Origin of the sequence: Methylobacterium sp. Leaf117, from assembly GCF_001422985.1 — a bacterium.
Classification (GTDB): domain Bacteria; phylum Pseudomonadota; class Alphaproteobacteria; order Rhizobiales; family Beijerinckiaceae; genus Methylobacterium.
The window spans coordinates 54,044-75,717 of sequence record NZ_LMNL01000039.1 but is presented as its reverse complement, the minus strand read 5'-3'; the positions used below and the strand labels follow the sequence as shown (position 1 = coordinate 75,717).

The window sequence follows — 21,674 nt, the reverse complement described above, 5'->3', positions numbered from 1 at the left end:
GCCGCGCCTCAGGGTCATAAACGGACGTTTCGTTCGATAAATAGAACGTGCGCAAATTTCAGGCAGACAACGATGCGGCGTTTAATTCTTGGGCACCTGCGTCCAGAACTGTTTGGAATGGCCATCCCGACCTTGAGTGCGTAGCCTAGATCGCGCCACGCCCGAGCCGGCATCGTCCCGGGCATGGCCCATGAGTTCAAAGTCCGCATCGCTTCAGACGTCGGTCCGCTGATCGAGGACTGGCGCGACCGCTTCGTCTCGACCGTCGGCATCGCCAAGTACCGGCGAGCGGCCGGCTGGGCCATGGACGAGACCGCCAAGGCGGCCGTCGTCGGCATCCGCAAGCAGTTCCACAAGACCCTCAAGTGGAACACGCCGTGGACGCAGCGCGCGATCAAGTACACCGGTCCAGGCGTTGGCAGCCTGAACCAGACCGTGCTGCTGACGATCAACGACGACAGCGCTTGGACCTATAGCACCAAGCTTAACGGTAAGCCGTTAACGTAGCTTACCAATGGGCTCAATCGCCGACGGGACCAAGCCGCCTCACGTGGCAGTATTCATTTTCAATTCCGCGAGGGCGACGGTGATGCCGGTGTCACCAACGATGACGGACAGCGACGGGAGCCCGTCTATCGACAGATCCATGGTGATCGCCCCGAGTTGGACGAGGTCCGTCTCGCTGGGTCGGATGGAGCTTCGACGAGGATGGGAGTGCCACTCGCCCACGTAACGGACCTGGTGCATGACCCTGGCCTCCTTCGCGGCGATGTCGTCGCCCAGTCCGGCGACGCCGCGCTCGAACTGGGTGGGCGAGCCGACGCTGTCGGGTGGCGGCGGCAACGCCTCCACGAGGTGTATCCGCCGCGCTCGGGTATCGACGACGCCGATCACCGCGCCCCCGGTCTCGCTCGGCAACCTCGCCTCCCTCATGGCGACCATCGACGCCCGGACCGAGGCGTCGAGCGCCACCTCCCAATCGAGGATCGTCACCCGTTCGACCTGCGAGACTGCCGGCCTCGTGGGCGTGACCTGCCCCTCGGCGCCGATGGACCAGATGCCGATGAAGGCATCGGGTCGGTCTACGGCCTCAGCAAGGGCCCGGGCTGCCAGGGCCGATAGCAGGGCGACCCGGCTGGCGGGAACGCGGTTGGTGACCGCCCTGCAGGCCCCGGTGTACGCGAAGCGCTCGCCCACGGCCGTCAGGTGCCGTTCGAGTTCGGCATGCTGGAGGACCTCACGGTAATACTGGGCTTCGAGATCCCGCAGGGCGACGGCGCGGTCGGCCGCCTCGACGAGGACGATGGCGGCCTCGGCCGACGGATTGAAGAAGACGCTGACGCGCCGGCCACCCACGTCCAGATCGGCCAGGTGCCTGCTCGCGGCCACGGACGCCGTCGCGTCGATGATGATCTCGGCCTGCGACAGGGCCAGCGCGAGCTCGTCCGCATGCTCGCCCGGCTTGAGGATGTCGCAGCCGATGGCGGCGCCGACCACGGTCGGTCCCGTGAGGGTGAAGATCGAGTTGAGACGATCCTTCAGGGCATGGGCCTTTCGAAGACCGATCTGCGGCGACCGAAGGGTGTGACGGGCGAGATTGTGGGGAAGGAGGCGGTCGTCGTCGACGATGGTCCAATCGAACCTGCCTTCCCGGGTCATGTATTCGGCGAGGTGTGATCCGACGGCGCCGGCACCGACCATGACGGCCTTGCGTCCGTCGCGGGCAGGCCGGCCCGACAGGGCCGCGGCCCTGTCGGGATCGAAGGCCACATGGACCTGGGCGATCTCGACACCGCACGCAGCGAGCGCCGCGTCGTCCGGGTCCGTGGTGATCACCTGCCGAGCGAAGCCGGATGGCGAATGCGTCGACTGAGCGGCGAGCAACACCCCCAAGGCGACGCCGATCTCGCCGACCGTCCTCGTCGTCATGAACGCGCGAACGTCGACCATTTCCGGCCGGGTGCCCGTAGGACCGATGACCGGCATCGCCACGATGATGGCGAGGGACGCGTTCATCCTGGGGCGGTCCTGCTCCGAGACGCCAGTCCATCCGACGATCCGGTCGCGGAGGTCTGAGTAAAGGTCGACGCCGCGGTCCTTCAGCATCGCGCCGAGGGTCGCCAGATCGCGGGGCGCCTTCCGCAGGCGCCGCATCCGCTCGGGAGGGACCTCGTATGCGATGGGGAGGATGCGGCCGGTGCCGGCGTCCTTCGCCAACGCCGCCAGCGGCAGCACGATGACCACGTTCGGATCGACCGCGTCGTTGATCGCCCCGACCAGTTCGACGCCGTCCTTGCCCGACAGAACCGATGCCGGGAAGACGAACCGCCATGGCGAATACCCGAAGAAGGGATCCAACGGCTGAGCGGGATCGTGGAGCTCCCCGCGAGCGGCGCGATGGAACCAGGTGAGTATCCGCTCGATCAACTCCGCCGGCGTCCACGTCAGCTTTGCCTCCTCCCAAGGCCGGTCGTCGATGCAGATGGCCGCGGGACATCCCTCCGGCACCAGTTGCTGATGCTCGGTGTCCGGGAAGTCTTCCCGCAACATGAGCACGAACGGCGACGAGCTGCGGTCGTCGAAGGCGATGCCGACCGGTTCGATGCGGTCCAGCTCGACGGCGGGCCGCTGGGGCACCCCGGTCCGGAAGTCGAGGACGAGGATCTCAGACTCGTCCTCGTTCCGATGTGCGCCGACGACCGTCGCGATCCCAGCCGCGTGGAGGGTGACGTACCGGGCGACCGCCATCGCGACGGGGAGACGCATCTCCCCGGCATCGATGGCGGGTCCCCAATCGTCCAGCCAAGCCATCCGCTTACCCCTGCCGAGCGGGCTTGGCGGTCGCGCTACCGGCGCCCGTCGTCACGGCAAGCGCGATACCGACGCCGTTGCGGTCGATCTGGTAGCGGATAGGGCCTGGGGTCGGGGTGGCCTGCTCCATTGTCACGATGAAGTCGCCGAACTTGTCCTTGACGACGCGGCGGTGATGGTTCGCGGCTTGGCGATGCGGCGGCTGGGTCGAGCCGTCCTCGACCGATCCGGGCGTCGGGATCGGTTTGCTCGGCGAGACGATCGTGCAGCGCTTCCGCCCCTGGGTCTCGAAGAGCCACTTTACCTCGTCCACGGCCACGGTCTCGGTCAGCCCGCGCTCGGGGCCGAGCGAGAGGTAGGAGCAGTGGTGGAACAGCTTCAGGAGATCCCAGCGAAGTCGATCCTCGTTCCCGTAGCGCTTGGTGATGTTGACGATGTCGGCGAGCACGAAGTGATCGACGTCCGAACCGAAGAGGGCGTAGCTTTCCTCGGTTCCGTCCTTGAACGTGGCCTGGAAGACGATCGAGTCCCCGTTCCGGTCGATTATGACGACTTCGTCCTGGCGCCAGGCGAAGGGCGAGTGCACGAAGAACTCGACGCCTTCCTCGCCGTCCTTGCTGAAGCCCGGCACCAACTTGCCGGCATCGACGAACAAGTGCTTGCGGGATTCGAAGTCGATCCCCTCCTTGGCCATCCAGGCCTTCAGGCGGTCGGCGCGGGAGAAGATGCGGATGCCCTTGCCCTCCCGCAGCCGGTGACGCGCCTCCTGCCGGACGAGACGTGCGTCGCCGTCAAGGTTGTCCTCCAGCACGGCGCAGGCCGGCACCCAGAGTTCCTCGATCTTGATGCGACCCTCGCCCTGGTAGGCCAGGGCGTGGCGAAGCCAGAAGAACTCCCCCATGCGCTGGCAGTGGTCATCGTCGAGGTGGGTGAAGCAGACGACGTTGAAGTAATCCCGGCCGGCCTTGCGGAGGTCCTCATGAAGCACCTTCGCGAGGTCGCATCGCGTGTCTTTGGGATCGTCGGGGTTGCGCTGGTTCCCGAAGTCGATAAGCACCTTGCTCTTGTTCGCGAGATCGAGAAGCGTGCAGTCGGCGTTGCCGAGGGGGTAGAAAGTCGCGAATGCTGCCATGTCGTCACTCCTGGGTTGCGATGGCGGTTGGTTCGGTTGCGGATGAGGCCGTCGTCGGCGCGGACGGAGACGCGGGCCATCCGTGCGAGACCGTGAAGACCGCCGGCGAGTGGGTCGTCAGGACGCTGTCGGCGACCTCGAAACCGTGTCGGGCGATGCGTTCGAAGATCGCCGGGGTCATCGCCCGCAGGTCGGTCGGATGCTTCAGGGCGAGCCCGGCCTCGGTGTCGGTCTGATAGGCATCGTATTCGCGGGCGGTGCGCGACCGGCCCACCTTGATGTCGACCTGCCGGACGGAGGCCCCCATCTTGAGGAGGGCACCCCGAACGGTCTTGTTCTCGATGTCGAGCATCAGCATGCGGGACCGCAGGGAGCGGATCTGGTCGCTCGCGATGTCGAAGAGGCGCGGGCCGGCCAGCTTGCCCTTCAGGATGCCGAAGGGGGAGGTCTGGCCGTATTCCGGCAGCGGCCCTGAGGCGTCGCTGCAGATCAGGAAGCCCGGGGCCGACAGCGGCTTGCCGGGCTTGTAGATCGCCTCAAGCCCCAGATTTTCGTAGGCGCCCCCATCCCACAGGCGGATCCGCCGAGCCGCCGGCTTGCGCGGCTTGATGGCCGCCTTGGTGGCCGGATTGGTCTCGTACCAACCCTCCCCGGGCAACTCGATCTTCAGGGCGCCGATGACGTAGGGCACCGCAGCCGAGGCCGCGGCGGCGGATGCGAGCCTGATCGACGGCGAATAGTGGCGCCCGAAGACCCAGTCGCCCATCTCCCGAGCGGAGAACCTCCAGTTCTTGCCGCTGTGCAGGGACGCGGTATTGATGTGCCACTCGGGCGTGGCCGGAAGTTCGCTCACGAGCCCCGAGACGCCCCACCGGCTCTGCAGGAGATCGGCCAGGACGCTGGCCCTGTGTCCGAGTAGTCGGAAGTGAAAGCGGAGGAACCCCCATGGGCCGATGGCCTTCAAGGAGAAGAGGTCCCTGCTCGTGAGCAAGGCCTGCAGCCTCGGGAAGACCTCGGTCTCGAACTCCGCCGAGCCTGGCCAGCGCATGCCGCAGGATGACATGATCGCGGCGGTGATCAGGCTACCACCGGATACCGTCGAGAGGTGGGTCACACGTTCCAGGAGCCCTTCGGCCGCGAGGCGACGAAGGACGCCCAGATGGAAGGCCGCGGCGCGGACGCCGCCCCCCGAGAGTGCCAGCTTGATCTCCAGCGGCGAGGCATTGTCATCGCCTTTCACGCCTTGGGTCTCTGCGGCAGCCATCATCCCGCCATCCCTTTCGTCCGCAGCCTACAATCTCGACCGGAAGCATCCTGGGACGGGCGCCTGCCGCAAGCTCGATGACCAGCGCATGGCGCTCGCCCCGCGACTGAGAAGACCTGGGGAAACCCTTTGGCGTGGTCTACCCGCATGGTGGGCGACCACCTACCTTCAGGGAGGCACTCCACGTATCGCTTCTCCGAACTTGGGTGGCACGGTTTCGGAGTTCAAGGCCTAGAAGACCCTCTGTTCAGAACTTTTCCACCACTCGCTTCGATAGGACGATGATCATGGCCACGCTTGGCGATAGGATCCGAGATCAAAGAAAAAAGGCGAAGATGACCTTGGAGCAACTTGCATTGGCAAGTGATTCAGCAAAGTCTTATATATGGGAGCTTGAAAATAAGAACCCTCCGAGGCCATCGGCGGATAAGATCGCAAAAATAGCTAGGGTCTTTAATGTGACGACCGATTATTTGCTTGGTTCGGACGATAATATTGAAAACGCCGAGGATATGGCTTTCTTCAGAAAGTACAGCTCGCTATCCTCGGACGTCAAAGAACGTATCAGAAAAATGACCGACATCATGGAACGATAGCATGCAGGGGTCCGCCAAAAGTCCTCATAGGTGGGCCAACGATCTCACGACGCTACTGAATGTCATGCGCGGATTTGAGAGGTTCCCGGTCGAACTCGAAGAGTTTGCACTGTCCTACTCTCGTCAGATCGCTCCGGACGATCCCATCCTCTCCGTGATCGGCGACGCCCTCCCGGGTTTCGAGGGAGCGTTGGTTCCCATCGGGAAACCGCGTCGAGGCTGGCGGATCATCCATAACAACGCCGACGTCTCCGAGGGCCGTAGACGGTTCACGCTTGCACATGAATTCGGACATTATCTCCTCCACCGTCACGTGAACCCGGCAGGGATCTACTGTGGCAAAAACTCCGTCATGCGGGGCGAGGGAGAGGCGATCGAGCGGGAGGCAGACAACTTCGCCGCGATGCTCCTGATGCCCCTGGACGACTTCCGCAGGCAGATCGACCCATACGCCAAGGCTTCGTTCGAAGATCTCGCCGCTTGCGCCGACCGCTACGGGGTATCTTTGATTGCGGCCACGCTCCGTTGGCTTGCCTACACGCATCGCCGGTCCCTTATTGTGGTCAGCCGCGATGGCTTCGCTCTCTGGGCTCGCTCCAGCACTACCGCACTTAAAAGCGGTCGTTTTATTCGGACAACGCGTGAGACCTACGAGATCCCGCTTGGTTCCTGTGCCGGCTCCGGCCAATTCACTCCGGAAACGAAAGCCGGGGTGCTCCACCCAGCTCACGTCTGGTTCGACGAGAAGGTCGAGGAATGCTCGATCCCGTCAACACGGCACGATCAAGTCATCACTCTACTGCATCTTGAAGGGATGCCGAGCGCCGACTTTGCCGAGGATCCGGTCGAAGATGTCACGGACCGCATTGCGCGAGGGTTCGCTTGGCCTTGAGTACAATTTCCGCCACTGCGGTAACGGTCGCCCTGCGGGCTCGGCCGTGGCGGTTGCCTGTAGGCGTGGTCGACGTCCGCGATCACGGTCATCCAATCAGGCAAGTCGGGGAGTTGCCGGTAGCAACGGTCGACGTCCGCAATCACGGTCGTCCAACCAAGCCAATCATGGCAGTCGACGGTTAACACGCTCGACGTCCGCGATCACGGTCGTCCAATCAAGACAATTGTGGCAGTCGCCGGTAGGCAGGGCCAACGTCCGCAATTGCGGCCGTTAAGTAAGGCCAGTCGGGGACGTCGAACCGGTGGGAGATCGCTAGGTAGGTCAGGGCTTCCTCGGCAGCCCTCGCCCAGGTGGTGTCGTAACCGAGCTCGCGCAGGGCCTGCATGGCGCGATGGAACGAGCTTGGATGCTAGGAATTCGCAATGCAACGCGTCGCCACCGACATGGTTGTCGGCAACATCTCGAAGGAGCCTTTCGTGGGTTCCAGGCCGCCACGTCCGATGCACGACAGGTTTCCCGGAGGGGGCGAGACCGGCGATCTCCTTAGGGCCCAGGATTGGAGCCGGACCCCACTCGGCCATCCCGATGCCTGGCCCCATGCTCTGACGACCCTCTTGCAGGTGATGCTCAATGCCGGCCAGCCGATGTTCATCGCCTGGGGACCGCAGCGCACTCTGCTCTACAACGACGGTTACTCCGAGATGCTGGGGTCCCAGCACCCGGAGGCCTTCGCCATGCCGTTCTTCGAGACCTGGCCCGAGGTGCGCGAGACCGTCGGGTCCTTGATGGACCGGGTCTTCGAGGGGGCGCCGATCCACATGGACGACCTCACCTTGACGTTGCATCGGAACGGCTACCCCGAGGAAACCCACTTCGCGTTTTCCTACACGCAGGTCCCCGATGGAGACGGCGGCATCGCGGGCCTGTTCTGTGCCTGCACCTAGACGACCGGACGGGTGACCATCGAGCGCCGGCAGGTCGCCGAGGCCAAACGCGAGCGCGACCGACTGTTCGAGATGAGCCGCGACCTGTTCGGCGTCGCCACCTTCGACGGCTACCTGACGTCGATTAAACCGGCCTCGTCGCGCCACCTTGGCCGGTCGGAAGCGGAGCTCCTGGCCCGGCCGTTTGCGGAGATCATCCATCCCGACGACCTCGCGGCCACCGGGGACGTCGTCGCTGCGCTCATGGGCGGCACGGCCGTCCACCAGTTCCACGTCCGCCTTCTCAAGGCCGACGGCACGCCCATCGCATTCGCCTGGTCGGCCGTGCCCGAGGCCGATGCGGCGAACGACAGCTTCTACACGGTCGGGCGGGACATCACCGAGGACCTGCGGCGCGAGGAGACCCTCCGGCAAGCCCACAAGATGGAGGCGGTTGGCCAGCTCACCGGCGGGCTGGCGCACGATTTTAATAAACTTCTCCAGGCGGCGCACGGCAGCCTGGACCTGATCCTGCGAAGGCCCGGCGATGCCGAACGCGTGGCGCGCCTTGCCCGCAACGGCCTGCAGGCGACGGAACGCGGTGCCATGCTCACGGCACAGCTGCTGGCCTTCTCGCGAGCCCAGCGGCTTGAGCTCCGCCCCACGGAACTGCCTGGCCTGGTGGCTGGAATGACGGAGATCCTGCTGAGCTCGGCTGGCCCACTCGTTCGGGTGGCCGTGGGCGCCGCCCGTCCCGGACTCGGTGTGATGGCCGACCCGACGCAGTTGGAGATGGCCCTCCTGAACCTCGCCATCAACGGACGCGACGCCATGCCGGAAGGTGGCGACCTGACCCTGGGCTTCACGGAGCGGATCGTCGGTGAGGATGCTGACATCTCATCCGGCACGTACGTGGACATCCGTATCTCGGACACGGGAACCGGGATGCCGGCGAGTGTCGCCGCCCGTGCATTCGAGCCGTTCTTCACGACCAAGGGGGTCGGCAAGGGAACGGGGCTCGGTCTGAGCCAGGTCTACGCGATGGTGAGGCAAGCCGGCGGCACCGCCCGGATCGAGCGGTCCGAACGGGCCGGTACGACCATTGTCCTGAGCCTGCCCTTCGTCGAGACAGCCGTCGAGATCGAGCCGGTGCCCTCCGATCAGGCCCTTGCGGTCATCGATGGGACCAAGCTGGTGCTCGTGGTCGATGACGATGCCGACGTACGGCTATTTCTGTCGGCTTCCCTGGAGACGCTTGGCTTCGATGTGGTCGTGGCCGAGGATGCCGAACACGGACTCACGGTGCTGGACAGGGCGGATCCGGACCTCCTGTTGGTCGATTTCGCGATGCCCGGCATGAATGGCGCTCGGATGGCGGAAGTCGTACGCTCACGGCGGCCCGACCTCCCGATCATCTTCGCGAGCGGGTATTCGGAGACCGCGGCCATCGAGAGCGTGGTCGGGCAGTCCGCCGTGATGCTCAGGAAGCCATTCGGCGTCGGGGACCTGGAAGCCGTGCTCAGGACCGTCTTCGAAGGAACCTGACTTTCGGGTCTCGAACGGCTAGCCCCATCGGGGCTTTCTGAGCCGCAATGCCGACAGACGAGGACGAGGGTGCCCGCTCTGGTCAGGTCACGATGGTGGCTTCACGAACCCGATGTCTGCGGCTACGGACTTGAGCCGCTCGGGCTCGCGCTCCTTGCGCTCGGAGTACCGGTCGACGAGATGGTCGGCCCGCTCCCGGGTCAAGAGCGTGAACTTCATCAGCTCCTCGCAGACATCGACGACCCGGTCGTAGAGCGGCCCCGGCTTCATCCGGCCGGCGTCGTCGAACTCCCTGTAGGCCATCGGGACCGAGGACTGGTTGGGGATGGTGATCATCCGCATCCAGCGCCCGAGCACGCGCAGGCCGTTGACCGCGTTGAACGACTGCGAACCGCCTGAGACCTGCATCACCGCCAGGGTCCGCCCTTGCGTCGGGCGCACCGACCCTTCCGAAAGGGGGAGCCAGTCGATCTGGCTCTTGATGACCCCGGTCATGGCGCCGTGCCGCTCGGGGCTGACCCAGACGTGCCCCTCCGACCAGATCGAGAGGTTCCGGAGCTCCTGGACCTTCGGATGATCGGCGGTGGCATCGTCGGGAAGCGGCAGGCCGTGCGCATCGTAGATCCGCACCTCGCCGCCCATCGCCTCAAGCAGCCGCGCGGCCTCGTAGGCGAGGAAGCGGCTGAAGGAGCGTTCCCGGAGCGAACCGTACAGGATCAGGAAGCGCGGGGCGTGGGTGAACGGCGTCGCCGCCTGCAGGGCTTCGGTCGTGGGGACCACGAAGTGCCCCTCGCTCAGGTTCGGCATCCCATCGGCGAAGGGCTGGAGGGGCTTGTCCAAGACGTTTCGTTCCTCTACGTTTCAACGATGTTTGAGATATTGACATCATGATGGACGAACGGCAAGCCGTCGCGGCCTTCGCGGCCCTCGGCCAGGAGCATCGGCTGCGCATCGTGCGCCGGCTCGTCACCGCGGGGCCTGACGGGATGGCGGCCGGCATGCTGGCCGAGGCGGTCGGCGTGTCCGGCACCAACCTGTCGTTCCACCTCAAGGAACTCAGCCATTCCGGCCTGGTCACCTCCCGACGCGAGGGCCGGTCGATCATCTACAGCGCCGCCTACCCGGACCTCTCGGAGCTCATCCAGTTCCTGATGCGCGATTGCTGTCAGGGCCGCCCCGAGGTCTGCGCCCCGGCCGTCGCCGCCCTATCCGCCTGCTGCGAGGAAACCGCCTGATGGACGTCGTGATCTATCACAACCCGGATTGCGGCACGTCCCGCAACACCCTGGCCCTGATCCGCAACGCCGGCATCGAGCCGCACGTGATCGAGTACCTGAAGACGCCCCCTAACCGGCCCCTGGTGCGCCAACTCGCCGAGCGTGCCGGCATTACGGTGCGCGATCTCCTGCGCGAGAAAGGCACGCCCTACGCCGAGCTCGGCCTTGCGAACCCTAGCCTGACGGACGACCAGCTTCTCGATGCCATCGCCGAGCACCCGATCCTGCTGAACCGCCCGTTGGTCGTCACCCCTCAGGGCGTCGCCCTTTGCCGCCCTTCCGAGGCGGTGCTCGACCTCCTGCCGGCGCAGCAAGGCGAGTTCGTCAAGGAGGACGGGGAGCGCGTCGTCGACGAGCACGGCCGGCGCGTCGCCACCGCCTGATCCGTTCGAGGCCCCCAAGAACAAGAAACGGTCCCGATGCTCGCGCTCGCCATCTTCGTCGTCACCCTCGTCTTCGTCATCTGGCAGCCGAAGGGTTTTGGGATCGGATGGAGCGCCCTGATCGGGGCCGGCGTGGCGCTGGCCACCGGGGTCATCCATGTGGGTGACATTCCGATGGTTTGGCACATCGTCTGGGACGCCACCTTCACCTTCGTCGCCCTCATCATCATCTCGCTGCTTCTGGACGAGGCCGGCTTCTTTCACTGGGCGGCGCTCCATATTGCCCGGTGGGGCGGCGGTCGGGGGCACCTGCTGTTCCCGTTGGTCATCCTGCTCGGGGCCGCGATCGCGGCGGTGTTCGCCAACGACGGAGCGGCCCTCCTGCTCACACCCATCGTCCTCGCGATCCTGCTCCGGCTGAACTTAAAGCCGGCGGCCGCCCTGGCCTTCATCGTCGCCTGCGGGTTCGTGGCGGACTCGACCAGCCTGCCCCTGGTGATCTCGAACCTGGTCAACATCGTCTCGGCGAACTTCTTCGACATCTCGTTCAGCCGCTACGCCGCCGTGATGGTCCCGGTGAACCTCGTCTCGCTTGCCGCGACCCTGGTGGTGCTGTGGTTGTTCTACCGGCGCGACCTGCCAGCCACGTACCCGGTGACCGAGCTCGAACCGCCGCGCCACGCGATCAAGGATACGCTTGTCTTCAAGGCGGCCTTCCCCCTCCTGGCCCTGCTGCTCGTGGCCTACTTCGTGACCGCGCCGTTCGGCGTGCCGGTCTCGGTTGTGACCTGCGCCGGCGCGCTCGTGCTGCTGGCGTTGACCAATCGCAGCCGGGTCATCCCGATCCGCAAGGTGCTCGCCGGAGCTCCCTGGCAGATCGTGCTGTTCAGCCTCGGCATGTACCTCGTCGTCTACGGGCTGAAGAACGCCGGCCTGACCGATTACCTGGCTCAGGGGCTGACCTGGCTCTCGGGTCACGGACCGTTCGTCGCCACCATCGGCACGGGGGTCGCCGCCGCGATCCTGTCGTCGGTCACGAACAACATGCCCAGCGTGCTGGTGGGCGCGCTTTCGATCCAGCAGGCCCCGGACCTGTCGCCCCTGATGCGCGAGCTGATGGTCTACGCCAACGTCATCGGTTGCGACCTCGGCCCGAAGTTCACGCCCATCGGGAGTCTGGCGACCCTGCTCTGGCTCCACGTCCTCGCTACCAAGGGCCAGCGCATCACCTGGGGCCAGTACATGCGGGTCGGCTTGGTCATCACCCCGCCGGTGCTGCTCTTCACCCTGGCGGCCCTGGCGTTGTGGCTGCCCGTGCTCGGCGCCCGGTAGCGATCCGATGGCCCCGGCGCGCCGATGGCCCGTGATCTCGGCCCTGGGCGTGGTCCAGATCATGACCTGGGGCTCGTCGTTCAACCTGCTGTCGGTGTTGGCCGCGCCGATGTCGAAGGATACGGGATGGCCGCTGGGTTGGGTCATCGGCGGCCTGTCTCTCGGTCTCCTCGTCGCGGGTCTGATCTCCCCGAGAGTGGGAGCCTTCATCAGGGAGCACGGCGGTCGGCTAGTCCTGACCTTCGCGGCCGTCGCCCTCGCCGTTGGCCTTGCCGTCCTCGGCCTAGCCCCGAACCTGCCGACATACCTCGGAGGCTGGCTACTTGTGGGCCTCGGCATGGGCACCGGACTGTACGATCCCGCCGTCGCCACTCTCGGGCGTCTCTACGGTGCCGAGGCACGGCCCGCGATCACGACGCTAACGCTCTGGGGCGGCTTCGCCAGCACGGTATGCTGGCCACTCTCGGCCTTCCTGATCGAACAGGTGGGCTGGCGGGGGACGTGTCTCGCCTATGCCGGATTGCACCTTTCGGTCACGCTGCCGCTCGTCCTGCTCGCGATCCCCTGCCCGCCCGCGCACCCGTTCACGCGACCCGCAGGCCCGAGCCCCGTCATTCGTCTCCATGGTCGGGAACACCGTGCCTTCCTCCTCATGACGGGGGTGCTGACCCTCGGGGGCACGGTGATGGCCATGGTGTCGGTGCACCTGATCACCCTGCTGCAGGCCCGTGGCGTCGCGCTGGCCTCGGCCGTCGCCTACGGCGCCCTGATCGGACCGTCGCAGGTGGGGGCGCGCATCGTCGAGATGGCCGGGAAGGGCCGGCATCATCCACTCTGGACCCTGACCGCCGCCATGATCCTGGTGGTCCTCGGGGTCACGATGCTGGCGGCCGGCCTACCCTTGGTCGGGCTGGCGCTGGTCCTCTACGGGGCCGGCAACGGGATCTACTCGATTGCACGGGGTACGGTGCCCCTGGCCCTGTTCGGTCCGGAACGCTACGCCGCGCTCGTCGGCCGGTTAGCGCGTCCGGGCCTGGTGGCGCAGGCGCTCGTGCCATCCCTCGGGGCCGTCGTGCTGACACATGGCGGAGCCGATGCGACCTATACCGTCCTGACCGTTCTTGCCCTGGGCAACGTAGTGCTCGCCCTGTTGCTGTGGCGCGTACGCTAAGCGCCGGCCCGTTCCCCAATCCACCTGGGTTCACGGAATTGGATGCCCGCGAAATGCCGGCGCTCGCGCCGTTGGGGGCATCGTTCAAGCAATCGGGCAAGCGTGAGAGGACATCGGCCACCGACCCTTGACCTTACCACCATGGGAAGCCCCATCTCGGCGTGGCGCCATCGAAGGGAGAGCGTCATGTTCCGTTACAAGGTCGACAAAATGGGATGCGGCGGATGCGCCAAGTCCGTGACCCGCGCGGTGCTTGGCATCGAGCCGGGAGCCCGGGTGGATGTGGACCTCGGTGCCAAGCTCGTGACCGTGTCCGATGCCGCCGGCCCGGCCGACCGGATCGCCGGAGCCATCGTTGCGGCCGGCTTCCCGGCGGTGCTCGCCTGACGGGTGCTTGCAACCAACCTGGTCCTGCGTCGTTCGAGGAATTCGGAACGGGCTTTCGCCCGACCGCGGAATTTGGCATCCTGTATCCGTGACCTTTTGGCTTGCCCTTAGGCGACTGTTGCCGCTACTTGCGGTCCTCAGCCTCGCCCTGACGCCGGTGACCGCTCCCGCGGCCACTGCGGGCATGCATGCGTCCATGGCGGCTCAGGCCACTTCCTCGATGCCCGCCGGACACTACCACGGCATGGTCATGGACGATGCCGGCACGGATGCGATGGACATGGCCGGGATGGCCATGGACAACATGCCCTGTTGCCCGAAGGAAAAGGCCGGAAAGCCCGATTGCACCAAGGGTTGCCCGCTGATGGCCCTGTGCCTCGCAAGCGCCGCGTCCCTGCTGCCGGGGACGGTCGCCGTCCCGGCTCCCGTCGCGTCCCGTGCGACCCTGTCCTGGCCAGCCTCGGCGTCCTTCGCGAGCGTGCATGGGACGCCGCTACCCGAGCCCCCCCGAGCCTGAACCGATGACGCCGGCGCCGCATGCGCCGGCACGGTGACGCATGACCATGCGTCCCTTCCCGTCGTGTTCAGGAGACATCCCCCGTGACCCAGAAGCCTTTTTCGCGCGCCATCTCGGCGGCGCTGCTCGGTGCCGCCCTGTCGGCGACCACGTTCCCGGCATTCGCCGACACCAAGGACTACCACTTCGAACTCGTGCAGCAGGAGGCCAAGGTCGGAGAGGCCGTCCTCTCCGTGCGCCTTCTCGACAAGCGCAGCGGCAAGCCGGTTCCCGACGCCGTGATCTTTGCCAAGCGCATCGACATGGCTCCCGACAGCATGGATGAGATGACCTCGAAGATCGAGCAGCTCCCCACGACCGAGCCCGGCGTCTACCGCTTCAAGGCGAAGCTCACGATGGCCGGCGGCTGGCGGCTGTCGCTCGGGGCCAAGGTCCAAGGCGAGACCGGCACGGTCGAGGACAAGCTGGTCTTCAAGGCCGTCAAGTGAGCCGCGCGGCCTGGCTCGTCGGAGCCCTCGTCGCGCTGGCGACGGGAGGCATCGGTTATGTCGCGGGGCACGGGGAGAACCCCGTGCCGGCGCTCGCCGAGCGCGCCCGGACGGAGTTCGCCCGGTGGTCTCCGGCCCCCATGCCGGCCGCGCAAGCTACAGCCCCCGCGAAGGCGACCGGGCCGGTGGTCTACTATCAGGACCCGGACGGAAAGCCGGTCTACTCGCTGTCGCCGATGGCGACCGCGGATGGCCGGGAGTTCCGCGCGGTCCACGCCAGCGAGGACGTGCGCTTCGACGCTCCGGACAACGGCGAGGCCATGCCTGCCGACATGGCCGGCTTGGGGATGGCCGGGCACGACATGGCCGCCGGGGACATGGGGAAGGCCGGGGATGCGAAGCCCGCCGCGGGCGCCCGCCGCATCCGCTACTACCGCAACCCGATGGGCCTGGCGGACACCTCGGCCACGCCCAAGAAGGATTCGATGGGGATGGACTACATCCCCGTCTACGAGGGCGAGGACAGCGACGGCAACGTCGTGACCGTCTCGCCCGGCAAGGTCCAGCGCACCGGCGTGCGGACCGAGGTCGTCGAGCGCCGGGTGGTCGCCCAGCCCGTCCGCGTCCCCGGCACCGTCGCCCTCGACGAGCGGCGGGTGACGGTCATCGCGACCCGCTCGGACGCCTACGTCGACCACGTCGAGAACGTCACCACCGGCGACCGGGTCCGCAAGGGCCAGGCGCTGGTCCACGTCTACTCGCCCGAGATCAACGCGGCGGCGGCCCAGCTCATCGCCAACCCCGGCTTCGACGGGGCCCGTCGCCGCCTGCGGAACCTGAACGTCTCCGAGGCCGTGATCGACGAGATGGAGCGCACCCGGAACGTGCCGATGGCCATCACATGGTCCTCGGCCCGGGACGGCATCGTCCTGCAACGGACCGCCATCGAGGGCATGAAGGCCGCGGCCGGGGACACTCTGTTCCGGATCGGCGACATCTCCACCATGTGGGTGCTAGCCGACGTGCCGGAGCGCGACCTTTCCAATGTCCGCGTCGGGCAGGCCGCCACCATCCGCCTGCGCTCGGCACCGGGCCGCACCTTCTCCGGCAAGGTCGGGACGATCTACCCGCAGGTGAACCCGGAGACCCGGGTGACGCGGGTGCGCATCGAGCTCCCGAACCCGGACGGCACCTTGCTGCCCGACATGTACGCCGACGTCGAGATCGCGACGGGGGACGCCAAGCCGGTCGTGGCCGTGCCGGACGACGCGGTCATCGACACCGGCGCGCGACAGGTCGTGCTGATCGACCGCGGCGAGGGCCGCTTCGAGCCGAAGGCCGTGAAGGTCGGCGTGCGCGGCGGCGGCTACACCGAGATTCGCGACGGCGTCTCGACCGGCGACCGGGTGGTGACCTCGGCCAACTTCCTCATCGACGCCGAGAGCAACCTGAAGGCGGCGCTGCAAGGCCTGGCGCCTCCCAAGGACGACCGCCAAGCCGCCGACGCGGGAGCGACGCCGTGATCGCGCGCCTCATCGGCTGGTCCGCCCGCAACCTCGTCCTGGTTCTGGTGGGCACCGTGTTCGCCGTCGCCGCAGGCGTCCTGGCGCTGCGGACCCTGCCGCTCGACGCCATCCCCGACCTCTCGGACGTGCAGGCCATCGTCTACACCGAGTACCCGGGCCAGGCTCCGCAGGTGGTCGAGGATCAGGTCACCTACCCGCTGTCCACCGCCATGCTGACGGTGCCCAAGGCCAAGGTGGTGCGGGGCTTTTCGTTCTTCGGGGTGTCGTTCGTCTACGTCATCTTCGAGGACGGCACCGACCCGTACTGGGGCCGCTCGCGGGTGCTGGAGTACCTCAACGCGGCGGCGAGCCGCCTGCCGGCGGGCGTGACCCCGACGCTCGGCCCCGACGCCACCGGCGTGGGCTGGGTCTACCAGTACGTGGTGGTGGCCAAGGAACGGACGCTCGCCGAGCTTCGCTCCCTGCAGGACTGGGTGGTCCGGTTCGGGGCCTCGCGGGCAGAGGGCGTCGCCGAAGTCGCCGGCGTCGGCGGCTTCGTGAAGCAGTACAACGTCGTGGTCGACCCGAACCGGCTACGCGCCCAGGGCATCTCCCTCAACAAGCTCCGGGACGCGATCCGGTCGAGCAACGCCGACGTCGGCGGCCGCACGGTCGAGCTCTCCGAGTTCGAGTTCATGGTCCGCGGGCGCGGCTACCTGAGGGGCGTCACCGACATCGAGAACATCGTCCTCAAGACCGCGGGCGGCACGCCGCTGCGGGTGCGGGACGTCGCCCGGGTCGAGCTCGGACCGGACGAGCGTCGCGGCATCACCGAGATGAACGGCGAGGGCGAGGTCGCCGGCGGCATCGTCCTGCAGCGCTTCGGGGCGAACGCGCTGAACGTCATCGAGGGCGTTAAGGCGAAGCTCGCGGAGGTGGCGAAAAGCCTTCCCGCGGGCACCGAGATCCTGCCGGTCTACGACCGCTCCCAGCTCATCGACGCGGCCATCGACACCCTGCGGCACACGCTGGTCGAGGAGAGCGTCGTCGTCTCGCTCGTGTGCGTCGTGTTCCTGCTCCACGTGAGGAGCGCGCTCGTCGCCATCCTGATGCTGCCGGTCGGGATCCTGATGGCGTTCGTCGGCATGCGAGCCCTGGGTCTCGGCGCCAACATCATGAGTCTGGGCGGCATCGCCATCGCGGTCGGCGCCATGATCGACGCGGCCATCGTCATGATCGAGAACGCCCACAAGCACCTGGAACGGGCGCCACCGGACAAGCCCCGGGTCGAGATCCTGGTCGAGGCGGCGTCCGAGGTCGGCCCGTCCCTGTTCTTCTCGCTCCTCATCATCACGGTCAGCTTCCTGCCGATCTTCACCCTGGAGAGCCAGGAGGGCCGCCTGTTCGGTCCGCTGGCCTTCACCAAGACCTTCGCCATGGCGGCGGCCGCGATCCTGTCGGTGACCTTGGTCCCCGCGCTGATGGTGCTGTTCGTGCGGGGCCGGATCATCCCGGAGCACAGGAACCCGCTGAACCGGCTCCTGATCTGGCTCTACCGGCCGCTGATCGCGGGCGTGCTGCGGGCGCGGGTCCTGACCGTCCTGCTCGCCCTAGGCGTCGTCGCGGCGACCGTGTGGCCAGCCCGTCAGCTCGGCTCGGAGTTCATGCCCGACCTCAACGAGGGCACGCTGATGTACATGCCGACGACCCTGCCGGGCCTGTCGGTGACCAAGGCCGGCGAGCTCCTCGCAACCCAGGACCGCATCATAAAATCCTTCCCGGAGGTGGCCTCGGTCTACGGCAAGGCGGGCCGCGCCAACACCGCGACCGACCCGGCGCCGATGGAGATGTTCGAGACGGTCATCGCGCTGAAGCCGCCGTCCGAGTGGCGGCCGGGCGTGACGCTGGCGAGCCTCAAGGCCGAGATGGACAAGGCTCTGCAGTTCCCGGGCGTGTCGAATGCCTGGACCCAGCCGATCCGCGCCCGGATCGACATGCTCTCGACCGGCATCCGCACCCCGGTCGGGATCAAGGTGCTGGGCACGGACCTGAAGGAGATGGAAGGGGTCGCCCGCCAGGTCGAGGCGGTGGTGCGCAACGTGCCGGGCACGTCCAGCGCCTACGCCGAGCGGGTCATCGGCGGCTACTTCCTCGACATCACCCCGGACCGCGAGGCGCTCGGTCGCTACGGCCTCATGGTCGGCGACGTACAGGACGTCATCGCCATGGCCCTCGGCGGTCAGAGCGTGACGAACACGGTCGAGGGCCGCGAGCGCTATACCGTGAACGTCCGCTACCCCCGGGCCTTCCGGTCCGATCCGCGTGCCATCGCCGACGAGGTGCAGATACCGCTGCCAGCTGGGGGCACGGTGCCGTTGCGCGAGGTCGCCAAGGTCGAGCTCACCCGCGGCCCGACCTCCATCCGAACCGAGAACGGCCAACTCGCGGTCTACATCTTCGTCGACATCAATGGGCGCGACCTCGGCGGCTACGTGGCCGAGGCGCGCAAGGCCGTGACGGACGAGGTCAAGCTCCCACAGGGCACGACCCTGCAGTGGAGCGGGCAGTACGAGTACCTGGAACGGGCCGAGGCGCGCATGAAGGTGGTGGTGCCGCTGACGCTGCTCGTCGTGTTCCTGCTGCTGTTCATCAACTTCCGGCGCCTGACCGAGACGCTCATCGTCATGCTGTCGCTACCGTTCGCCCTGGTCGGCGGCATCTGGCTGATGTGGTGGATGGGGTTCAACATGTCGGTGGCGGTGGCGGTCGGCTTCATCGCGCTGGCCGGCGTCGCGGCCGAGACCGGCGTGATCATGCTGGTCTACCTCGACCACGCCCTCGACGAGGGCCGGGCCGCGTGCGACCGCGAGGGGCGGCCCCTGAACCGCGAGGACCTGCGGCGGGCGATCATGGTCGGCGCGGTCGAGCGGGTGCGCCCCAAGATGATGACCGTGACCGCCATCATGGCCGGCCTGATCCCGATCCTGTGGAGCACGGGCGCCGGCTCCGAGGTCATGCAGCGCATCGCGGTGCCGATGATCGGCGGCATGGTCTCCTCCACCGTCCTGACGCTCGTAGTGATCCCGGCCGTCTACGGCCTGGTCAAGGGCTGGGGGCTACCGAGATCCGATACCGAGATGGAATCCGTCGAACGTGAAAAATTACCGTTGGCAGCCGAGTGAGGACGGGAGAGCGAACATGATCGACACGACGAGGACGACCCGGCGCGCCGTGGTCCTGGGCATGGCGGCATCGGTGGCATTCGGGCGGTATGCCCTGGCGCAGGGCCTGCCACCGGTCGCGGTGACGAAGGACCCGACCTGCGGTTGCTGCGAGAAGTGGGTCGCGCACCTCCGCGATAACGGGTTCACGGTGACGGTGACCGAGGGGCCCGTGAACCCGCTTAAGGTCCGTCTCGGGGTCCCGAGGGAACTCGCCTCCTGCCACACAGCCCAGGTCGGCGGCTACGTGATCGAGGGGCACGTTCCGGCCGGGGCGATCAAGCGCCTCCTGGTGGAGAAGCCCAAGGGAACCGGGCTGGCCGTCCCCGGTATGCCCGCTGGTTCCCCCGGCATGGAAGTCGAGGGCATGGAGCCCGATACCTATGAAGTCGTTCTGTTCGGGTCGGAAGCCAGAAGCGTCTTTACCCGTTACCGCGGCGGAACGCCGGCCTGAGGGCGGAAGCGGCCATTGGCGCCCGAACCCGTCTTCCAGGTTGACCGTCTCGGTTCGTCGATGCGGTCGATAGGCTGAGCGCCGCCTGCGGTTCTCGGAAACTTCCGTCCCCTAAGCACGGAACCCGACGCTTCATTCCGGCTATCCCGGTCCCCCTGCCCTCGACCGCGATTGCGACCGCAAGGATGCATCCGGCAAGGCTGCCTATCGCGCGCCTTCCGTACCGCCGGGCCTCTCGACCTGCCCACGACGCTGGAGTTGAAGGGCCACGATCCAGCACAGGGCTGCCCAAGCCGATCCCACGCACCAACCCGCGAGCACGTCAGTGGCGTAATGCACCCCGAGGTAGACCCGGCTCAGTCCGACCACGATGGAGAGGAAGACCGCGCATCCCGTGAAGTATGCCTTCAGGCGAGCGTCCGCGGCGACGCGCGCCATGAGCGCTCCAAGCGTCAGGAAGGTCACCGCGGAGAGCATGGCATGGCTGCTGGGGAAGCTGGAGGTGAACACCTGGATGCCGTCGGGGATGTCGGGACGGGGCCGGCTGAAGAAAAGCTTCAGCCCGAAACTGACGACCGTTCCCCCGAGGATCGAGCCCACCAGAAGGACGGCGGCCCCGCGCTTCCGGATCAGGAGCAGGTAGCCGACCACGCTCGCGAGGAGGAAGCAGAGCACGACCATGCTGCCCAAAGCGGTCACATCGCGGGCCATCTCGTGGAGCCAGGCCGGCCCTATCGCATCCGCGGCGCCGACCGGTCGGAAGAAGTGGGCGATGCGGGTGTCGAAGGCCGTCGTGTCCCCCTCCATGACCTCCTCGGCGAGGAGGCCGAAGCCGAGGATGAGGGAGGCCACGCAGAACAGCGACGCGATCAGGCCTATCTCCCTCCGGCCGAGACGCGCGACGATGGCCGCCGGGGCAGGCGGGGTGACTTGGTTCATCGATCCTGGTTCCTAGTCGGATGCAGGGTCCCGGCGGCGGGCATCAGGACGCGGTCGCGTCCGCCCCCGGATGGCGTCCGGCCCTCTGTGGCAGCAGGACGATCAGTGCGACGATGAAGGCCGCGATGACAGCGGAGGCGAATGGCCGGCTGAGGTCCAGTCCCCCATCGGTCGCCGGCTTGTCGAGGAAATCACCCACCATGGCACCGAGCGGCCGCGTCAGGATGAAGGCCGCCCAGAACAAGGCGACACGCGACACCGAGGTCCGGTAGTACAAGACGATGACCACCGCGAGGGCCGCCCCGAACACGAGGGCGCCGCCCTGGTAGCCGAGCCCGCCCGTGTCGGCGAGCCAATCGCCCAGCGCCGTGCCCAGCGTCTGGGAGAAGGTGATGGCACCCCAGTAGAACGCCTCGATCCGAGGCGTCGAGACCGTGTCGACCGACACGGTGCCCTCGGACGCGTACCAAAGCCAGAGCACCGCCGCGAGGCAGGCGAGGAGCAGGGCCGACCCGCCGGTGTATCCGATGCCGAGCGAGCGGTCGGCGAAGTCCGCCATGGTGGTGCCGAAGGTGGTCGAGGCGACGATGGTGGACCAGTAAAGGACGGGGTTGAACCGCTTCGCCATGACCTGGGCGACCACGAGGCCGAGCAGCACCACGCCGAACAGGGCGGTGCCGGCGAGGTAACCCCAATTCAGTGTCATGGTGACGGTGTCGCCGCCGGTCTCGCCGAGCGTGGTGGCCAGGATCTTGATGATCCAGAAGCCGAGCGTGACCTCAGGGACCTTGCTCAAGGTGCTTTCGAGGGTGTCGTTCATTTGATGGATCCTTC

The 21,674-nt window shown here is 67.0% G+C and carries 21 protein-coding genes; 15 read left to right on the top strand and 6 right to left on the bottom strand.

Translation table 11 applies throughout. The features are described from left to right. The first annotated feature begins 183 nt into the window (after positions 1–183). On the top strand, positions 184–507 hold the full coding sequence (locus ASF57_RS23215) for a hypothetical protein (protein ID WP_056488159.1): 324 nt from the start codon (positions 184–186) through the stop codon (positions 505–507). Positions 508–546: 39 nt separating this feature from the next. On the opposite strand, the gene ASF57_RS23210 is transcribed toward ASF57_RS23215, so the two are convergent. Genes ASF57_RS23210 through ASF57_RS23200 form a run of 3 tightly spaced genes read right to left on the bottom strand, consistent with a single transcriptional unit; the run spans position 547 to position 5,210 of the window. Beyond that, complete coding sequence (locus ASF57_RS23210; RefSeq protein ID WP_162241591.1) at positions 547–2,766, bottom strand: Mov34/MPN/PAD-1 family protein; 2,220 nt, start codon at positions 2,764–2,766, stop codon at positions 547–549. Between the two features lie 49 nt (positions 2,767–2,815). Beyond that, entirely contained in the window at positions 2,816–3,943 is a 1,128-nt protein-coding gene (locus tag ASF57_RS23205) for a hypothetical protein (RefSeq protein ID WP_056488152.1), read from the bottom strand. Between the two features lie 4 nt (positions 3,944–3,947). Further along, a complete protein-coding gene (locus ASF57_RS23200; RefSeq protein WP_200935921.1) occupies positions 3,948–5,210 on the bottom strand; it encodes a patatin-like phospholipase family protein in 1,263 nt (420 codons plus the stop codon). Positions 5,211–5,494: 284 nt separating this feature from the next. Between ASF57_RS23200 and ASF57_RS25180 the strand changes: the two genes are divergently transcribed. The 4 genes from ASF57_RS25180 to ASF57_RS23185 all read left to right on the top strand — a co-directional run bounded on the left by ASF57_RS25180 (position 5,495) and on the right by ASF57_RS23185 (position 9,166). Further along, positions 5,495–5,803, top strand: a complete 309-nt coding sequence (locus tag ASF57_RS25180) for a helix-turn-helix transcriptional regulator (RefSeq protein WP_082504401.1) — start codon at positions 5,495–5,497, stop codon at positions 5,801–5,803. Between the two features lies 1 nt (position 5,804). Continuing rightward, positions 5,805–6,695, top strand: a complete 891-nt coding sequence (locus tag ASF57_RS23195; protein WP_082504362.1) for an ImmA/IrrE family metallo-endopeptidase — start codon at positions 5,805–5,807, stop codon at positions 6,693–6,695. Between the two features lie 425 nt (positions 6,696–7,120). Continuing rightward, positions 7,121–7,642 (top strand): PAS domain-containing protein, encoded by a 522-nt coding sequence (locus ASF57_RS23190; protein ID WP_056488147.1) that lies wholly within the window; start codon positions 7,121–7,123, stop codon positions 7,640–7,642. A gap of 12 nt (positions 7,643–7,654) precedes the next feature. Beyond that, complete coding sequence (locus ASF57_RS23185) at positions 7,655–9,166, top strand: response regulator (RefSeq protein ID WP_056488144.1); 1,512 nt, start codon at positions 7,655–7,657, stop codon at positions 9,164–9,166. A gap of 87 nt (positions 9,167–9,253) precedes the next feature. Here the strand turns inward: ASF57_RS23185 and arsH are convergent, their stop codons facing one another. Next, positions 9,254–10,006, bottom strand: coding sequence for an arsenical resistance protein ArsH (gene arsH / locus ASF57_RS23180; RefSeq protein ID WP_056488140.1), 753 nt, complete (start codon positions 10,004–10,006; stop codon positions 9,254–9,256). A 47-nt stretch (positions 10,007–10,053) separates the two neighbouring features. Between arsH and ASF57_RS23175 the strand changes: the two genes are divergently transcribed. The 10 genes from ASF57_RS23175 (at position 10,054) to ASF57_RS23130 (ending at position 19,901) form a co-directional block, all read left to right on the top strand. After that, positions 10,054–10,401, top strand: a complete 348-nt coding sequence (locus tag ASF57_RS23175; RefSeq protein ID WP_056488137.1) for a metalloregulator ArsR/SmtB family transcription factor — start codon at positions 10,054–10,056, stop codon at positions 10,399–10,401. Further along, complete coding sequence (gene arsC, locus ASF57_RS23170) at positions 10,401–10,826, top strand: arsenate reductase (glutaredoxin) (protein ID WP_056488134.1); 426 nt, start codon at positions 10,401–10,403, stop codon at positions 10,824–10,826. The genes ASF57_RS23175 and arsC overlap by 1 nt, the downstream gene beginning before the upstream one ends. Positions 10,827–10,862: 36 nt before the next feature. Beyond that, entirely contained in the window at positions 10,863–12,158 is a 1,296-nt protein-coding gene (locus tag ASF57_RS23165; protein WP_056488131.1) for an arsenic transporter, read from the top strand. Between the two features lie 7 nt (positions 12,159–12,165). Beyond that, on the top strand, positions 12,166–13,329 hold the full coding sequence (locus ASF57_RS23160; protein ID WP_056488127.1) for an MFS transporter: 1,164 nt from the start codon (positions 12,166–12,168) through the stop codon (positions 13,327–13,329). A gap of 186 nt (positions 13,330–13,515) precedes the next feature. Then, positions 13,516–13,716: a heavy-metal-associated domain-containing protein gene (locus ASF57_RS23155; RefSeq protein ID WP_056488124.1), complete on the top strand. Its 201-nt coding sequence runs from the start codon at positions 13,516–13,518 to the stop codon at positions 13,714–13,716. Positions 13,717–13,804: 88 nt separating this feature from the next. After that, a complete protein-coding gene (locus ASF57_RS23150) occupies positions 13,805–14,233 on the top strand; it encodes a hypothetical protein (protein WP_056488111.1) in 429 nt (142 codons plus the stop codon). Positions 14,234–14,316: 83 nt separating this feature from the next. Next, a complete protein-coding gene (locus ASF57_RS23145) occupies positions 14,317–14,721 on the top strand; it encodes a FixH family protein (protein WP_056488109.1) in 405 nt (134 codons plus the stop codon). Continuing rightward, positions 14,718–16,244, top strand: a complete 1,527-nt coding sequence (locus ASF57_RS23140; RefSeq protein ID WP_056488105.1) for an efflux RND transporter periplasmic adaptor subunit — start codon at positions 14,718–14,720, stop codon at positions 16,242–16,244. The genes ASF57_RS23145 and ASF57_RS23140 overlap by 4 nt, the downstream gene beginning before the upstream one ends. Next, positions 16,241–19,408, top strand: a complete 3,168-nt coding sequence (locus tag ASF57_RS23135; RefSeq protein WP_056488102.1) for a CusA/CzcA family heavy metal efflux RND transporter — start codon at positions 16,241–16,243, stop codon at positions 19,406–19,408. The genes ASF57_RS23140 and ASF57_RS23135 overlap by 4 nt, the downstream gene beginning before the upstream one ends. A 16-nt stretch (positions 19,409–19,424) precedes the next feature. Further along, a complete protein-coding gene (locus ASF57_RS23130) occupies positions 19,425–19,901 on the top strand; it encodes a DUF411 domain-containing protein (protein WP_056488099.1) in 477 nt (158 codons plus the stop codon). A gap of 204 nt (positions 19,902–20,105) precedes the next feature. On the opposite strand, the gene ASF57_RS23125 is transcribed toward ASF57_RS23130, so the two are convergent. Further along, positions 20,106–20,840 carry a phosphatase PAP2 family protein gene (locus tag ASF57_RS23125; RefSeq protein WP_056488096.1) on the bottom strand — a complete coding sequence of 245 codons (735 nt, stop codon included), beginning with the start codon at positions 20,838–20,840 and terminating at the stop codon, positions 20,106–20,108. 43 nt (positions 20,841–20,883) lie between these two features. Continuing rightward, complete coding sequence (locus tag ASF57_RS26075; RefSeq protein WP_056488084.1) at positions 20,884–21,660, bottom strand: hypothetical protein; 777 nt, start codon at positions 21,658–21,660, stop codon at positions 20,884–20,886. Between the last annotated feature and the right edge of the window lie 14 nt (positions 21,661–21,674).

Coding starts and splice junctions, on each gene's coding strand:
- ASF57_RS23215 (WP_056488159.1), top strand. CDS start 184: ATGGCCCATGAGTTCAAAGTCCGCATCGCTTCAGACGTCGGTCCGCTG.
- ASF57_RS23210 (WP_162241591.1), bottom strand. CDS start 2,766: ATGCGTCTCCCCGTCGCGATGGCGGTCGCCCGGTACGTCACCCTCCAC.
- ASF57_RS23205 (WP_056488152.1), bottom strand. CDS start 3,943: ATGGCAGCATTCGCGACTTTCTACCCCCTCGGCAACGCCGACTGCACG.
- ASF57_RS23200 (WP_200935921.1), bottom strand. CDS start 5,210: ATGATGGCTGCCGCAGAGACCCAAGGCGTGAAAGGCGATGACAATGCC.
- ASF57_RS25180 (WP_082504401.1), top strand. CDS start 5,495: ATGGCCACGCTTGGCGATAGGATCCGAGATCAAAGAAAAAAGGCGAAG.
- ASF57_RS23195 (WP_082504362.1), top strand. CDS start 5,805: ATGCAGGGGTCCGCCAAAAGTCCTCATAGGTGGGCCAACGATCTCACG.
- ASF57_RS23190 (WP_056488147.1), top strand. CDS start 7,121: ATGCAACGCGTCGCCACCGACATGGTTGTCGGCAACATCTCGAAGGAG.
- ASF57_RS23175 (WP_056488137.1), top strand. CDS start 10,054: ATGATGGACGAACGGCAAGCCGTCGCGGCCTTCGCGGCCCTCGGCCAG.
- arsC (WP_056488134.1), top strand. CDS start 10,401: ATGGACGTCGTGATCTATCACAACCCGGATTGCGGCACGTCCCGCAAC.
- ASF57_RS23165 (WP_056488131.1), top strand. CDS start 10,863: ATGCTCGCGCTCGCCATCTTCGTCGTCACCCTCGTCTTCGTCATCTGG.
- ASF57_RS23160 (WP_056488127.1), top strand. CDS start 12,166: ATGGCCCCGGCGCGCCGATGGCCCGTGATCTCGGCCCTGGGCGTGGTC.
- ASF57_RS23155 (WP_056488124.1), top strand. CDS start 13,516: ATGTTCCGTTACAAGGTCGACAAAATGGGATGCGGCGGATGCGCCAAG.
- ASF57_RS23130 (WP_056488099.1), top strand. CDS start 19,425: ATGATCGACACGACGAGGACGACCCGGCGCGCCGTGGTCCTGGGCATG.
- ASF57_RS23125 (WP_056488096.1), bottom strand. CDS start 20,840: ATGAACCAAGTCACCCCGCCTGCCCCGGCGGCCATCGTCGCGCGTCTC.
- ASF57_RS26075 (WP_056488084.1), bottom strand. CDS start 21,660: ATGAACGACACCCTCGAAAGCACCTTGAGCAAGGTCCCTGAGGTCACG.